Consider the following 14004-nt stretch of genomic DNA (forward strand, 5'->3'; position numbering starts at 1 on the left):
CGCGATCAGGCAGCCCGTCTAACGACTGGGCGCTGGTCTTGCTGACGAAGCCGTAACCGGCGATCAGCTGGTTGCGCTGGCGTAGATGTCGAGAACTTTCGCCACGCTGGCGATCAGCAATGCCCCGGCTTTTGGCGCGACCGACCCGTTCGCCACAGCGCCGTCGAGGCGGCCGAGATACTGACTGATGAGGGGCAGGGGGATGTCGCGGTCGCCAAGCGCCTGCAACAGCGCGTCGGTGGCGTGCTGGGCTGCCGGCGCCGGCCAGTAATAGCGGATGCGGTCGCTGTAGGAGAAATGGCGTTCGATGCGCTGTTCAGCCTCCGAGCCGTGATAGTAGTTCTTCCAATTGCCCGGCGCCGCCAGCATGACGCGCTCCATCGCCGCCGGCAGGCCTTCGCGCGCCGGGTCGGGAGCCAGAATGTCGGCGATATGGCTCAGGCCATATAATGCTTCGCGCAGCGCGAAGGTCAGCCACGGCCCGACCTTGAGGATGGCGAAGCCATCATCGACCAACGCGGTCAGGGCCGAGGCCGGCTGATAGTCGGTCGAATGCGCCTCGAAGACGAATTGCGGCAGATCGCGCAACGTGCCGGCCAACGCCTGCGCGCGGTCCGGTTGGTAGGTGATCACTTCGGCATTGCCGAATTCGACGCCCGGCTGCACGACGACGCCGAGCGTGCGCGAAAAGGCCCGGTCGAGACCTCGCCGGCTGAAGGCATCGCGGTGGATACGCACTGTCTCTCGTGCCGCCTCGGGCGTCGTCACCGCCAGATGGTCCATCGCTTCCAGGGCGCCGCCCGGCACGGGCACTTCGGTGCCGATGACGTAGACAGGCTTGGTGCCGCCCACTCGTTCAACGGCGGCCTCCGCCACCTCGGCCAGTTCGGCGGCGCGCGCGGCGATCGTTGCATCGGGCGGTGCGGCGCCTTCGCCGGCGCAGCCCATGCTGGCGTCGAGGTGGACCTTGGTGAAGCCGGCCTCGGCATAGGCGTCGACCATGCGCGAAGCCCTGGCCATCGCCTCGGGCGCCGGCAGGTGCTTCCATGGATTGGGGCCGAGATGGTCGCCGCCGAGCACCAGCCTGTCGAGGGAAAAGCCGACCTTGCCGGCGATCGTCTCGACGAAGCGGCGGAAATCCGCCGGTGTCATGCCGGTATAGCCGCCTTCGTGGTTCACCTGGTTGCAGGTGGCCTCGATCAGCACGTCGGTTTCGCGCGCCTTGCCGTGGCGCAGTGCTGCTTCGATGACCAGCGGATGGGCAGAGCAGATCGAGGCGATGCCGCAGCGTTCGCCGGCCGCACGACGCGCCGCGATGGCAGCCAGCCTGTCCGTCGCCTGGCTCATATCGGCGTCCCGGTCCGCGCGGTCGCGACGAAGGCCTCGACCGTGGCAAGCGAGGCGATGCCCTCCATCGGTCCCTTCTTCGTCACCGCCAGCGCGCCGCAGCCATTGGCAATGCGCAGCGCCTTTTCCGGCGTTTCTCCGCGCAGCCAGAAGGAGACGAAGGCCGCCGCAAAACAGTCGCCGGCGCCGGTCGGATCGATTTCGTCGACGACGAAGCCGGGTGACGCGGTGCGTCCAGTCTTGTCGTAGTGAACGGCACCTTGCGCGCCTTTCTTGATGACCACGGCGGAGATACCGTGGTCCAGCATTTCACGCACCGCTCTCTCTTCGTCGGCCGCCTTGGCGAAGATGAACAGTTCCGGCCCGCTCGGCAGGAAGACATCGGTCTTCGACAGCACGAAATGCAGCGCGTCGCGCATGCCCGGCAGATCGAGCATCTCCTTGCGGATGTTGGGGTCGAAGGAAACCGTGCCGCCGCGCGCCTTGACCGCTTCGATCCCGGCGCGCGCCACCTCGATCACCTCTGGCGAGAACAGCGAGGTGCCCATGACATGGAAATGGTCGGCGCTGGCCAGCAGCGTGCGCGCCTCGGCGCCGATCTCGATCAGGCCGGCGGCACTGTGCTTGATGTTGTAGACGAAATGCCGGCTGCCATCGGTCTCGTAGGTGACGAAGGCCGAGCCCGTCGCGGCGCCCCGGTGGACCTTGATGGCCGAGATGTCGGCGCCGTCGGCGCGCAGGCGCTCGATGTTCAAACGGCCGAAATCGTCGTCGCCGACGGCCGCGATCAGGCCAGCCGGCTGGCCGAGCCGCGCCGCCTGGTCGATGAAGATCGCCGGCGCGCCTGACGGAAACGGGCCGACCAGCGGGCCGGGGGCAAGGAAACTCTGGCCGATCCGCTCGGCCATGATCTCGACCAGGATCTCGCCGGCGCAAACCAGTTTCTTCATATCCTCACCATTGCCGGATGGTTGGCGGCCGGTTGCCGAGCGCCCTTCCATGACATGCCGCTTCAAAACCTAAGTCGCGGCTTTTGGAGCGTCAATAAATAATTTGACGCGCGCAACTCTTTTGCGTTGTACTGGAAACGCAAGAAATTTGACTGAACAAATTCGGTCAAGCAATGCTGCCTCACGGCAACGGCCGCAAGACTGATTCTGGCCCGACCGGGAAGGTTGGCGGGCGCGGGCAAAGGGGCTGGACATATCGATGGCGGAGAAGACCCACCGCACGATGGATGATTTCGCTAGGGCGTCCGGCGTGTCGCGACCGACCCTGTCGAAGTATTTCGACGATCCGGCCAGTGTTAAGCCGGCGACGCGGGCGCGCATCGAGGCGGCGCTGCGATCCTCGGACTATCAGCCGAACGTTTTCGCGCGCAATCTCAACCGCAAGCGCACCCGCAATGTCGGCATCGTCGTGCCGGCGCTCACCGATCCGTTCTACGCCGAGATGGTCAGTCGCATCGAGTTGCGCTGCCGCGACGAAGGTTTCTGGCCGATCGTCATCTCCTCGCATGGGTCGCCGAAGCTGGAGGCCGAATCGGTCAGGACGTTGATGTCGCTGAAGGTCGCCGGCGCCATCATCGCTCCGCTGGGGTTGGTCTCCGAACCCGGTGTCTTCGAGCGGATGAGCGAGGACATTCCGATCGTCTATTTCGATACCTATATCGAGGGCGATACGCCTTTCGTCGGCAACGACAACCACCAGAGCACGTCGACCATCGTCGACTATCTCTGCCGGTCCGGCGAACCGCCTGCCTATGTCGACATTCCGCACGTGAACCACAATTCCGGCGAGCGCCTGCAGAGCTATATCGACACGATGCGGGCCGCCGGCCTGGAACCCGTCGTGCTCAAGGCAGCGGGCGATTACAGCTGGGATTTTGAGCGCATCGGCCATGAATGGATGGACAGGACGCTCGAGACAGGCGGCCTGCCGGCGCGCACGCTGCTGTGCGCCAACGACCGTCTCGCGTTCGGCGTCATGGCGGCGGCCTTCTCACGCGGGCTGAAGATCGGCCGCAGGGCCGATTGCGATTTCCGGGTCGCCGCCCATGACGATCATCCGCTGAGCCGCTACACCTGCCCGGCGCTGACCACGATGGCGCAGGATTTCGCCGCCATGGCCGGCCGCAGCGTCGAGATCCTGCTGGCCTTGCTGGATGAGGCCGATTCACCCAGCCAGGGTCTGGCGCGCAACGTCAAGCTCGGCGCGACGCTGGTGATGCGTCAGTCGGCCTGAACACGCGTCTGCAATTGCAGCCAGGCCGCCGCCTCGCTCACCGCTTGCCGCGCCGCCAGTATATGGCGTCCCATCGAGACGACGCCGTGGATCTGGCCCGGCCAGGGCCGCAGGACCAGCGGCACGCCTTCGGCACGCAGGCGCTCGGCATAGGCCGCACCTTCGTCGGCAAGAATGTCATGGCCGGCGATCACGACGAATGCAGGTGCCGCGCCGGCAAGGCTTGATGACAGCAGCGGCGAGACGCGCCAGTCCATAATGTCGTCCGGCGTCCGCACATAGTGGTCGCGGAACCAGGCCATGGTGGCGGCGGTGAGCCCGAAGCCGTCGCCGAAACGCCGGTAGCTGTCCGCCGTCTGGCGGGCATCGGTGTTTGGGTAGATCAGGATCTGCGCGGCAAGCCGGGGTACCAGCCCGTCACGGGCAAGCAACGCCAGAACGGCGGCAAGGTTGCCGCCGGCGCTGTCGCCGGCGACGCTGGTGCGGGCCGGGTCGATGCCCAGTTCGCCGGCATTCTCAGCCATGAAGCGGAGCGCCGCCATGCAATCCTCGAGCCCGGCGGGGAATTTGTGCTCCGGCGCCAGCCGGTAATCGGGGCAGACCACGACGGCATTGCCCAGATTGGCCAGCCATCGGCAGATCTCGTCATGCGAGGAGAGATTGCCGACGACCCAGCCGCCGCCATGCAGATAGAGCACCGCGCGCGCCCCGGTGCGCGGCGCGCCGATGCCGCGATGGACGCGGAGCGTGACCGGGCCGTTCAGCCCGTCGATCTCTTGCTGCAAGGTCCGCAACCGGCTCGTGTTCGCCCTGCTGTGTCGGGAACGAAGCGTTGTAGGCGGCCCGCGCCGCCGCCACGCTGCCGTTTTCGAATGGCTCGCCATCGGCCGCACGGCCGATTTCAAGGGCGCGCAAAGCATCAGGGTCGAGCGTCATCGCCATCTCCATCATGGCCGCGCTTAGGCCAGTAAACTGTTTGCCTCGTCTTCGGTCAACAGCGCCGGCTGAACGACATCGCCGGCAATGGCGACGGAACTTTTGGTTTCGCCGGAATGCAGGATCGCCTCCATGATTTCCAGCACATGCAGCGCCAAATTGCCGGACGCACGGGGTGCGGCGCCTGTCTTCAGCGAGCGCACCAGATCGGCGACGCCGAGCATGCGGTAATTGGCGCGGTCAGGTGCTGCGTAGGGCCAGTTGCGGGCGCCGTAGAACTCGCCTTCGCTGGCGAAATCCTTCCAGTCCGCGCCGCGTTCGGACAGCGAGACAGTGCCGCCGAAAGTGTCGGGGTCGGGCAGGCGCAGCGAGCCCTCCGTGCCATGCAATTCGATCGGATGGTTGGAATGCTTGAAGACGTCCCATGAGGCGCCGAACGTAACGGTGGCGCCCGAGCGGAATTCGAGCAGGGACAGCACGTTGGTCGGCGTCCCGACCTCGAATGTCGTGTTCTTGAACGGCCCTTCGGCAGTGATCAGGCGTTCCTCCTGGCCGCGTGTTGCCATCGCCATGACGCGTGCGACCGGGCCAAGCAGATTGACCAGCATGGTCAGGTAATAGGGACCCATGTCGAACACCGGGCCGCCGCCCGGCTGATAGTAGAATTGCGGGTTGGGGTGCCAGTGCTCCATGCCGCGCCCCATCATGAAGGCGGTGCCGGTGACCGGGCGGCCGATGGCACCCTCATCCATCAAGCGCCGCGCCCGGCGTCCGGCGGCGCCGAGGAATGTATCGGGTGCCGAGCCGAGCAGCACGCCGCGCTTGGCCGCTTCCGCCACCAGCCGTCGCCCGTCGCTGGCCGACGTCGCCAGCGGCTTTTCGGTGAAGACGTGTTTTCCGGCCGAAAGGGCTGACAACGAAATGTCGAAATGCGCGGCGGGAATGGTCAGGTTCAGGACGAGATCGATCTCGGGGTCGGAAAGCAGCGCATCGACGCCAAGCGCCTGGATGCCATATTCCTTCGCCCGCAACGCCGCCATGTCGGCAGAGATGTCGGCGCAGGCGCGCAGTTCTATGCCACCGAAGAGGGCGGCATTGCGCAGGTAGGTCATCGAGATGTTGCCGCATCCGATGACGCCAATTGCCAGTTTCGCCTTCGATCTTGCCTGCATTTCTGGTCGGTCCTCCCAATAGGGTCATGCTCTGCCGGATCCGCTGCGCCGGCAACGGATCGTCGTGGAAGAGCGCTATACAACATTTTAAATATTGACGCGCGTAAAATTTTTATAGACCATGCGGAAATGCTGGCGCAACAACGGGAGGCTGCCAGCCCTGGGAGGAGAAAATGACAGACATGAAAAAACGGCCGACCGCCGATGCGAATCCCGTGGGTCATGCGCGCATTGGATATTTCCGTCGCGGCCAGGGACCGCGACAGGGTCAGGCATAGATCACCTTGGCCCCGGTCCTATCGAGTTGGCTGCGTATCGGGCCGGACAGGCCATCGTCGGTGATCACAACATCGACGCTCGACAGCGAAAATGCCTTGGAGGTCCCGCTGACGCCCCATTTGCTCGAATCCGCAAGAAGGACAACGCGGCGAGCCATGCGCACGAGGTTTCGCTTCGTTCGCGCCATGTCTTCGTTCACGTCGACCACATCCAGTGACGAGTCAATCGCATGCGCTCCAACAAAGACCTGATGCGCTACCAAGCCGCCGAGAGCCGTGTCGGCATCGGTGATCAGCGTGCTCACCGTGTCCGGATAGACCCGGCCGCCGATCATGTGAACGTCGAGCCCGGGCCGATGCATCAGATGCTGCACGATATTCATCGCCGTGGCCGCGACCACGACATTGCTGAGCGGCGGTAACAGCATGGCAACCTGCATCAATGTGGAGCCGCCGTCGAAGATGACCGATTGGTTGTCCTCGAACAGCTCTACCGCTGCCCGGGCGATGCGTTTCTTGGCATCGAGGTTCGTTTGCATGCGCCGGGCGAACGCGGCCGTGGTTGAATCCGTGGTCCGGGTCACCGCCCCGCCACGGGTCTTGGTCAGCAGTCCCTTGCGGTCCAGTATCTCAAGGTCGGAGCGCAACGTGACTTCCGACACGCCAAAGGCGTCTGACAGGTCCTTGATGCGAACCTGTCCGCTGCGTTGCACCTCGCCCAGGATCGCTTGGCGTCTCTGCTCTGACAACATTGCCCTGTCCTTGCCTCCATGCGCCAGGCGATCGCCCTGGCGTCGGTTCACTCTACCAAAAATACGCGAATTCGAAAGATTTCGAAAGATTGCATTTATTCTTTCTTTCGCAAACACTAGGTCCAGGATTTTGAAATCAATCGATTGGAGAGTTTTGGACTCATGAGCCTCGGAACCAAGGTGCGTCTGGCGCGCCTCTTCTCACATCCATCGGGGAATCTTTTCGGCGGCGCGGTCGACCACTTTGTCGGCTATGGCGACGTGCGCAAAGGAGGTCTTGCCGATCTGCCGGGCGCGCTGGCGCGCGTCATGGCCGGCAAACCCGACTACGTCAGCATCCAGCCTGGCACCGCGCGCCATCTGTGGCCGCAATATGCGGGCAAGGCTGCCCTGGTGATCCAGGCTGGCTGCTTCACCCCGGACGATCGCATCAGTGAACTGATTGCAACGCCCGAGGATGCGGTGCGCGCTGGCGCCGATGCGTTGGCCGTGGCCATTCCGGTGCGCGGCGCGACCGAGGGCAAATACATACGCTGGCTGACCGATTCGGTGAATGCGGCTGCCCGTTACGGCATGCCGGTGGTGGCGCATATCTATCCTCGCGATTTCACCGACGGGGCAAAAATCGTCTTCACCCCCGACGAGATCGCCTATGCGGCACGCATCGGCTACGAGTCCGGCGTCGACGTGATCAAGATCGGTTACACCGGCGATTTCGAGTCGTTCCGGGAGACCGTTCGGACCTGTCCGGTGCCGGTTGTGATCGCCGGTGGCCCCAAGACCGACACGCTGCTCGGCGCCCTTCAGCAGACGGCGGACGCCATCCGTGCCGGCGCGCGCGGCGCCGTGGTGGGCCGCAATCTCTGGGGGCATGGCGATCCTCAGAAGGCAGCGCTCGCCTTTCGCGGCGTCATCCATGACGGCCTGTCGGCGCAAGACGCCCTGGCGAAGGCGGGGGCCTGAACGATGCCCACCGTCCCCTCAATCCTCGGCTTCGGCGCTATCGCGATCGACGACATCGTCTATGTCGATCAGCCGTTGTCGGCGGGCAAGGGGAAGGTTCTGCAAAGCGCCCGGGCTTTCGGGGGAAATGTTGCGACGGCGCTTGCCGCCGTCGCGCGGCTCGGCGGAAGCGCCGGGTTCATCGGATGGCTGGGCAGTGCCGCCGACGACGCCGTGCTGTGCGATCTCGTTGCGAGCGGCGTTGAGACCGCGTTCGCGCCGCGCCACGCCGAGGCGCGCCCGGTTCGCTCGCGGATCACCGTCGGTTCGGATGGCGATCGGTTCATCGCGTATGACGACGAAGCGATGCTGGGCACCGCTCCGGACTTCCCGGACGAGGTCCTCAGCCGCGCGACCGTCCTGATCGTCGATAGTTACGCGATCGGGTCGCTGGATGTCGTGGCTCGGGCTCGCGATCTCGGCCTTGCGATCCTGGGCGATGTCGAATGGAGCAGCGGTCCAGCCACCGAGAAACTGATCGCGCTCTGCGATCATCTCATTCTTCCCCTCGGCTTTGCGCGGACCGCTACGGGCTGCCGATCGCCCGCCGAGATGCTCGAAGCATTGTGGTCGCCGTCGCGATCCGCCGTGGTTCTGACCGATGGCGGCAGGGGCGTATATTATCGCGGGCGTGAAGAGACACGGCTCTGGCAACTTCCGCCGCACCGGGTTGCCGTCGTCGACTCAACCGGCGCCGGTGACTGCTTTCACGGCGCCTACGCCCATGCATTGACGCGCGGCGCTGACACCGCAGGCCGGGTGGCATTCGCTGCCGCGGCGGCGGCCCTTTCGATAACGGGACGTGGCGGGCGCGAGGCGCTTCCGACCGAAGACCAGGTAACGGAACTCCTGGCGTCGACGAGCGCGCCGTCGGCGGTCGAACTGAAATATGCGCAACTCGATACCGGAACATAGCCTGCAACTATCCGGGGAAACATTTTCACAGGCGAAAGGGCCGAGAAGGATAATAAAAATCAGCGGCTTAGACTTGTGGAGGGAGGAATATGGCAGAAGTCGTTCTTGAGAATATATGCAAGACATACGGGAACAATTTTCGCGCAATCGACCAATTGAACCTGTCGGTCGAGGACGGCGAGTTTTTGATTCTCGTCGGGCCGTCGGGCTGTGGAAAATCCACCGCGTTGCGGATGATCGCGGGATTGGAGGACATCACCAGCGGTAGTCTTCGGATCGGCGGTACCGACGTCGTCGACATGCCGCCCAAGGACCGCGACATCGCGATGGTCTTCCAGAGCTACGCGCTTTACCCGCATATGACTGTGTTTGAAAACATCGCCTTTTCGATGCGGCTGGCAGGCAAGCCGAAGGCCGAACGCAAGAAGCGCGTCGACGAGATCGCCAAGACCCTTCAGCTGACGTCTTTGCTGGACAGCAAACCCGCCAACCTTTCGGGCGGACAGCGTCAAAGGGTTGCCATGGGCCGCGCCATGGTGCGCGAGCCGGCCGCCTTTCTCATGGACGAACCCCTTTCGAATCTGGACGCCAAACTGCGCGTGCAAATGCGCGCCGAAATCACCCGCCTGCAAAAGCAGCTCGGCGTAACGACCATATACGTGACCCACGACCAGACCGAAGCGATGACGATGGGAGACCGGGTCGCCGTGCTGAAGGGCGGTGTGCTGCAGCAGGTCGACACGCCCAAGAGGCTCTACGAATCACCGGTGAACGCCTTCGTTGCCGGCTTTATCGGCTCTCCCTCGATGAACCTTTTCGAAGCGACCCTGACGGGCGGCGAACTGATGTCCGGGGCCTTTGCCATTCGGCTGCAGGATGCGGCCTTCGTGCGCAGGCCGGGTTTGAAGTCGTATGCGGGGCGCAAGGTCGTGTTCGGGATACGACCGGAGGATCTCTATGACAGCAGCCTCGAATCCGGCCGCAAGTATCAGACGATACCGGCAAGGGTGACCTCGATCGAAGAACTCGGGTCGGAACATATCGTCCATCTCAACATCGACGCGGTCCGGGTGGACTCCGGCGACCCCGACGCGGTGCAGGATTTCGGCCTGACGTCGAATGCGGTGGCGAGATTCGAACCGGACAGCACAGTCCGTTCCGGTTCGGAAATCCGGTTGGCCCTGGATGATACCAAGCTCCATTTCTTCGATCCCGAGACGCATCTGGCGATCTGAAGAATTGTGGCAGAGCCCGCGGGCGAGGGCGAGGCGCCTGCGAAGTACACGTAAGAAGACTTCTGAATGAAGCAGACGATCGGCTGCATTGTGCGGTCGATCCCAAAGAAGGAGGAGAAAAAATGACGTTTCGGATAAAGCCCGCGATGCTGAAGATAGCCGCGGCAGCATGGTTGCTTGGCGCAACAGCGGCAATGGCGGACACCACGCTGGAATTCACCCAGTGGTGGGAGCCGGAGCTGCCCGCAGGCTCTTTGCGGAAAATCATGGACGATTTCGAGGCCGCGAATCCCGGCATCAAGGTGACGCTGGTCAGCGGTCCCTATGCGACCACGCGAGACCAGATCTCGGTTGGCGCTGCAACCGGAACGCTCAGCGACGTCGTCGGTCTCGACGGCGCCTGGGTGAACAATCTGAACGCGCAGGGTGCGCTGGCTGACATGAACCCGATGATGGATGCGAGCAAGTTCGATAAAGCCCAAGTTGCTGATATCATCAAGGTGGACGGCAAGGCGGTGATGTTTCCCGTCGCTTCCTTCGTCTATCCTGTCTTCGTCAATCTGGACCTCGCCGCCCAGGCAGGCGTGACCAAGCTGCCGTCGACCCGTGCGGAGTTTCTCGAAGCCGCCAAGAAGATGACCCATGCCGACAAGAACCAGTATGGCTGGGTGCTGCCCCTGTCGCTGCAAACGCCATCAGGCGTCCAGAACGACATGATGTCATGGGTTTGGGCTTCGGGTCAGTCAATGATGGCGAACGGCAAGCCAGCCCTTGAGGGCAAACCGGTGGTGGACATGCTCACCTTCGTCAAATCACTCAACGACGCCGGCACCATCTCGCCCGGCATCGCCACCAAGACCGAGCAGGAAAAGGTGGAGGAATTCGTCAACGACCGCGTCGGGATGATGATCGACTCGCTCGCGCATGTGAACCTCATCCGTAAGCGCAATCCCAAGCTGAATTTCGACCTCATTCCGGTCCCGGTCGTGGAGGGCTATACGGGCAAGCGCGGCCTTCCCTATGCCTCCTGGGGCATCGGCATCTCCGCTGCCTCGAAACATCAGGAAGAGGCCTGGAAACTCGTCCAGTATCTGATGAGTGAAAAGGTGAACGCCAAGCTCGTGTCGCTTGCCAACGCCTTCCCGGGCAATGTCAACGCCAAGCCCGATTTCGTGACCTCGGACAAGGCTTTCGCCAAGGCTTTTGAAATCTTCAAGACCGGTTATCTCGCCAATGAGTTCACGGGCCTGCCGGTGGCTGAAGACCTGATGACCCAGTTCGACGTGCAAGCCCAGAAGATGCTCGCCGGCGAGCAGTCTCCGGAGCAAGCCGCAACCGCCGCTCAGAAGGGCTGGATGGCGAAATTCTGATCGACCCGTTCCCGTTTGCTATCTTCTGCCGGGTGGCCTGACCTCGGGCCACCCGGCAACAACGGATCGGCAATTTGAGATGGACCAGTTTCCGAAGTTTACCTTCTCTTGAAGGCGTATCCCAAGGTTGGCACATGACCCGGCAAAAGCGCTCCCACCACAAGCTGAAACGAGCGGTCGCACCCTACCTCTATCTGTCGCCCTCGCTGCTCATAATCGGGCTTCTGATGCTGCTGCCGATGGTGACGGTGATTGCCTATTCGTTCCAGAACAGCGCCGTGCTGCGTCGTGACCCAACCTTTGCCGGACTGAAACACTACCAGGCGATCTTCGACGATCCGGTGTTCTGGGCATCGCTGTGGCACACGCTCTACTTCACTTGCATGAGTGTCATTTTCCACATGACCATCGGCATGGTCTTCGCGCTCATGCTGAACAGCGACCGCATCAATCCGACGCTGCGCAATATTCTGCGCGTGCTCTACATACTGCCCTGGCTGTTCACTGCGGTGATCATCGCGGTGATCTGGCGCCTGCTGCTCGAGCCGAACGGTGTCGTGAACAGCATTCTCATGCAAATCGGCATTATCGGTTCCAAGGTCGAATGGTTTTCCTCGCCTGAGACCGCGCTGCACGCCGTCACCTTCGCCAACATCTGGGCGGGTTATCCGCTCTTCATGGTCAGCCTGCTCGCAGGCTTGCAGGGCATTCCCAAGGATTTCTATGAGGCCGCCGATATCGACGGGGCAAAAGCCTACCAGAAGCTTATCTTCATCACTATTCCGCAGCTGATGCCGATCATCATCAGCATCTCGCTGCTCGACTTCATCTGGACCATGCAGGTCTTCCCGTTAATCTGGATAACGACGGGCGGTGGTCCGATCTACTCGACCGAGGTCCTCAGCACCTACACGTACAAGCTGGCGTTTTCGAGCTACAACCTATCGCAGGCTTCGGCGAGCGCTGTGGTCATCTTGTTGATCTCTCTCGGCCTGACGCTGTTCTATATTCGCTATCAAAAGGCTCGGTAGTCACCATGAGGAAAAGGCATACGCCAAAAGACAGGCTGATCACCGTCGCGCTCCATGTAGCGCTTGCAGTGGGACTCTTCTTCGCGGCATTCCCGATCTACTGGATGCTGAGCAGTTCGTTCAAATCGAATACCGAAATCTTTGCCCTGCCACCAACCATCCTGCCAAAGGCCTTCACGCTGGAAGCGTATGCAGCCATCCTCGGCGACCCGGTAAAGCTGCGCTTCTTCTTCAACAGCTATTTCGTGGCGGGAACTGTGACCGTGCTGACGGTGCTGATCGCCTTGCTGGCGGCCTACGGGTTCAGCCGCTTCAACTTCCGCGGCAAGGGCAGCCTGAACACACTCATCATCAGCACGCAGACGATTCCGCCGATCACACTTTTGATCCCGTTCTTCGGGCTTGTCGTCTCATACGGTATCTTCGATACCTATGTCGCACTGATCCTGACTTACCTGGTGTTCACCCTGCCGTACGCGATCCTGCTGATGACGGGATATCTGAACACCTTGCCCCGCGATCTCGATGAAGCCGTGGCTGTCGATGGCGGCACCAGCTGGACAGCGCTTTGGCGGGTGATCGTCCCGATTTCGCTGCCTGGTATCGTGGCGACGTCCGTCTACACCTTCCTGTTGTGCTGGAACGAATTTCTCTTTGCGCTGACGCTGACGAAGTCGACGTCCATGCGCACCGTCCCGATCGGCATCCAGCTGTTGATGGGGCAGCACGCCTTCGAATGGAACCAGATGATGGCGATGAGCGTGCTCGGCTCGCTACCGCTCTTGCTCATCTACCTCGTTGCCCAGAGGTACTTCCTCGCCGGGATGACCGCGGGCTCGGTCAAGTAGGATGTCCATGCCACAGCGGCATCAACTATAAGCGGTATCAAGGATTGAAAGGATGAACGTGAAGGACCTCAAAGTCGGCTGCCAGACCTTTACCTGGGAAATGCTCGGCGACCGTTTTCCCGGCGGTCCCGACGATCTGTTGAAGGCCATCGCCGATGGCGGCTATTCCGGCATCGAGATCACCGACACCATGATCGGCCACTACGCCGGCAAACCCGCCGAGTTCGCCGCCGCGCTGAAGTCGTGTGGCCTAACGCTCGTTTCCTTCGCCTTCGGCTCGGACAGCGGTTTTACGCTCAGGGAGGAGATCGGCGCCGACCTTGAGGCGGCGCGGCGCTGGATCGATTTCGCTTCCGCCTTTCCCGGCGCGCTGGTCTCGATGGGGTCGGCGACCGTGGTGTCCGACGGGCCGCGCGACGACAAGTTCGCCATCGCCGCCGAGGTTTACAACAGAGCCGGCGAGCTCGGCCGCAAGGCCGGTGTCCAGGTCGCGGTGCATCCAAGCTCACACCACAACACGTTGCTGTTCGACCGCGCCGATTACGACAGGATCTTCGCCTTGCTCGACCCCGACCTGGTCGGCTGGGTGCCGGACACCGGCCACATCTTGCGCGGCCACAAGGACATGGCCGACACGCTGCGCACCTATCGCGACCGCATCCGCTACATCCATCTGAAGGACGTCGACGCCAGAGGCACCTGGGCGATGCTGGGCAAGGGCGTCTGCGATACCCCTGCCGTCATCGAGATTGCCGGCACCGCGCCGCGCTTCAATGGCTGGCTGGTGCTGGAAGAGGAATCCGAAACGGCCGCCGCCGATCCCGCCGGCGCGGTGAAGACCAACCGCCAGACGATGCGCAGCTACGGCGCCTGA

12 protein-coding genes and 1 pseudogene are annotated in these 14004 nt (G+C 62.7%); 8 read left to right on the forward strand and 5 right to left on the reverse strand.

Annotation, left to right across the window (positions count from 1 at the left end; all coding sequences use genetic code 11):
• Nucleotides 1-63: 63 nt before the first annotated feature.
• Together QQK95_RS06280 and QQK95_RS06285 are read right to left on the reverse strand one after the other, a co-directional pair.
• The gene (locus QQK95_RS06280) at nucleotides 64-1347 is read right to left on the reverse strand and encodes a D-tagatose-bisphosphate aldolase, class II, non-catalytic subunit (protein ID WP_284269942.1); all 1284 of its coding nucleotides are present in this window, start codon (nucleotides 1345-1347) and stop codon (nucleotides 64-66) included.
• Complete coding sequence (locus QQK95_RS06285; RefSeq protein ID WP_284269943.1) at nucleotides 1344-2297, reverse strand: tagatose kinase; 954 nt, start codon at nucleotides 2295-2297, stop codon at nucleotides 1344-1346. Before QQK95_RS06285 ends, QQK95_RS06280 begins: the two co-directional genes overlap by 4 nt.
• A 259-nt stretch (nucleotides 2298-2556) precedes the next feature.
• Between QQK95_RS06285 and QQK95_RS06290 the strand changes: the two genes are divergently transcribed.
• A complete protein-coding gene (locus tag QQK95_RS06290) occupies nucleotides 2557-3591 on the forward strand; it encodes a LacI family DNA-binding transcriptional regulator (RefSeq protein WP_284269944.1) in 1035 nt (344 codons plus the stop codon).
• Here QQK95_RS06290 and QQK95_RS06295 read toward each other — a convergent pair.
• The 3 genes and pseudogenes from QQK95_RS06295 to QQK95_RS06305 all read right to left on the reverse strand — a co-directional run bounded on the left by QQK95_RS06295 (nucleotide 3579) and on the right by QQK95_RS06305 (nucleotide 6729).
• Nucleotides 3579-4527: pseudogene (locus QQK95_RS06295) on the reverse strand (alpha/beta hydrolase). The gene QQK95_RS06290 and the pseudogene QQK95_RS06295 overlap by 13 nt on opposite strands.
• Nucleotides 4528-4550: 23 nt before the next feature.
• Nucleotides 4551-5699, reverse strand: coding sequence for a Gfo/Idh/MocA family protein (locus tag QQK95_RS06300; RefSeq protein WP_284269945.1), 1149 nt, complete (start codon nucleotides 5697-5699; stop codon nucleotides 4551-4553).
• 268 nt (nucleotides 5700-5967) lie between these two features.
• Nucleotides 5968-6729, reverse strand: coding sequence for a DeoR/GlpR family DNA-binding transcription regulator (locus QQK95_RS06305; RefSeq protein WP_284269946.1), 762 nt, complete (start codon nucleotides 6727-6729; stop codon nucleotides 5968-5970).
• 162 nt (nucleotides 6730-6891) lie between these two features.
• Between QQK95_RS06305 and QQK95_RS06310 the strand changes: the two genes are divergently transcribed.
• From QQK95_RS06310 to QQK95_RS06340, 7 genes are all read left to right on the forward strand, one after another.
• A complete protein-coding gene (locus QQK95_RS06310) occupies nucleotides 6892-7692 on the forward strand; it encodes a class I fructose-bisphosphate aldolase (protein WP_284269947.1) in 801 nt (266 codons plus the stop codon).
• A gap of 3 nt (nucleotides 7693-7695) precedes the next feature.
• Complete coding sequence (locus tag QQK95_RS06315; protein WP_284269948.1) at nucleotides 7696-8646, forward strand: PfkB family carbohydrate kinase; 951 nt, start codon at nucleotides 7696-7698, stop codon at nucleotides 8644-8646.
• Nucleotides 8647-8735: 89 nt separating this feature from the next.
• The gene (locus QQK95_RS06320; protein ID WP_284269949.1) at nucleotides 8736-9881 is read left to right on the forward strand and encodes an ABC transporter ATP-binding protein; all 1146 of its coding nucleotides are present in this window, start codon (nucleotides 8736-8738) and stop codon (nucleotides 9879-9881) included.
• A 122-nt stretch (nucleotides 9882-10003) separates the two neighbouring features.
• On the forward strand, nucleotides 10004-11251 hold the full coding sequence (locus tag QQK95_RS06325) for an ABC transporter substrate-binding protein (protein ID WP_284269951.1): 1248 nt from the start codon (nucleotides 10004-10006) through the stop codon (nucleotides 11249-11251).
• Nucleotides 11252-11385: 134 nt separating this feature from the next.
• On the forward strand, nucleotides 11386-12282 hold the full coding sequence (locus QQK95_RS06330) for a carbohydrate ABC transporter permease (protein ID WP_284270557.1): 897 nt from the start codon (nucleotides 11386-11388) through the stop codon (nucleotides 12280-12282).
• A 5-nt stretch (nucleotides 12283-12287) separates the two neighbouring features.
• Nucleotides 12288-13130: a carbohydrate ABC transporter permease gene (locus tag QQK95_RS06335; RefSeq protein ID WP_284269952.1), complete on the forward strand. Its 843-nt coding sequence runs from the start codon at nucleotides 12288-12290 to the stop codon at nucleotides 13128-13130.
• Between the two features lie 52 nt (nucleotides 13131-13182).
• Entirely contained in the window at nucleotides 13183-14004 is an 822-nt protein-coding gene (locus QQK95_RS06340; protein WP_284269953.1) for a sugar phosphate isomerase/epimerase family protein, read from the forward strand.

This window comes from Mesorhizobium huakuii (assembly GCF_030160235.1).
GTDB classification, from domain to species: domain Bacteria; phylum Pseudomonadota; class Alphaproteobacteria; order Rhizobiales; family Rhizobiaceae; genus Mesorhizobium; species Mesorhizobium huakuii.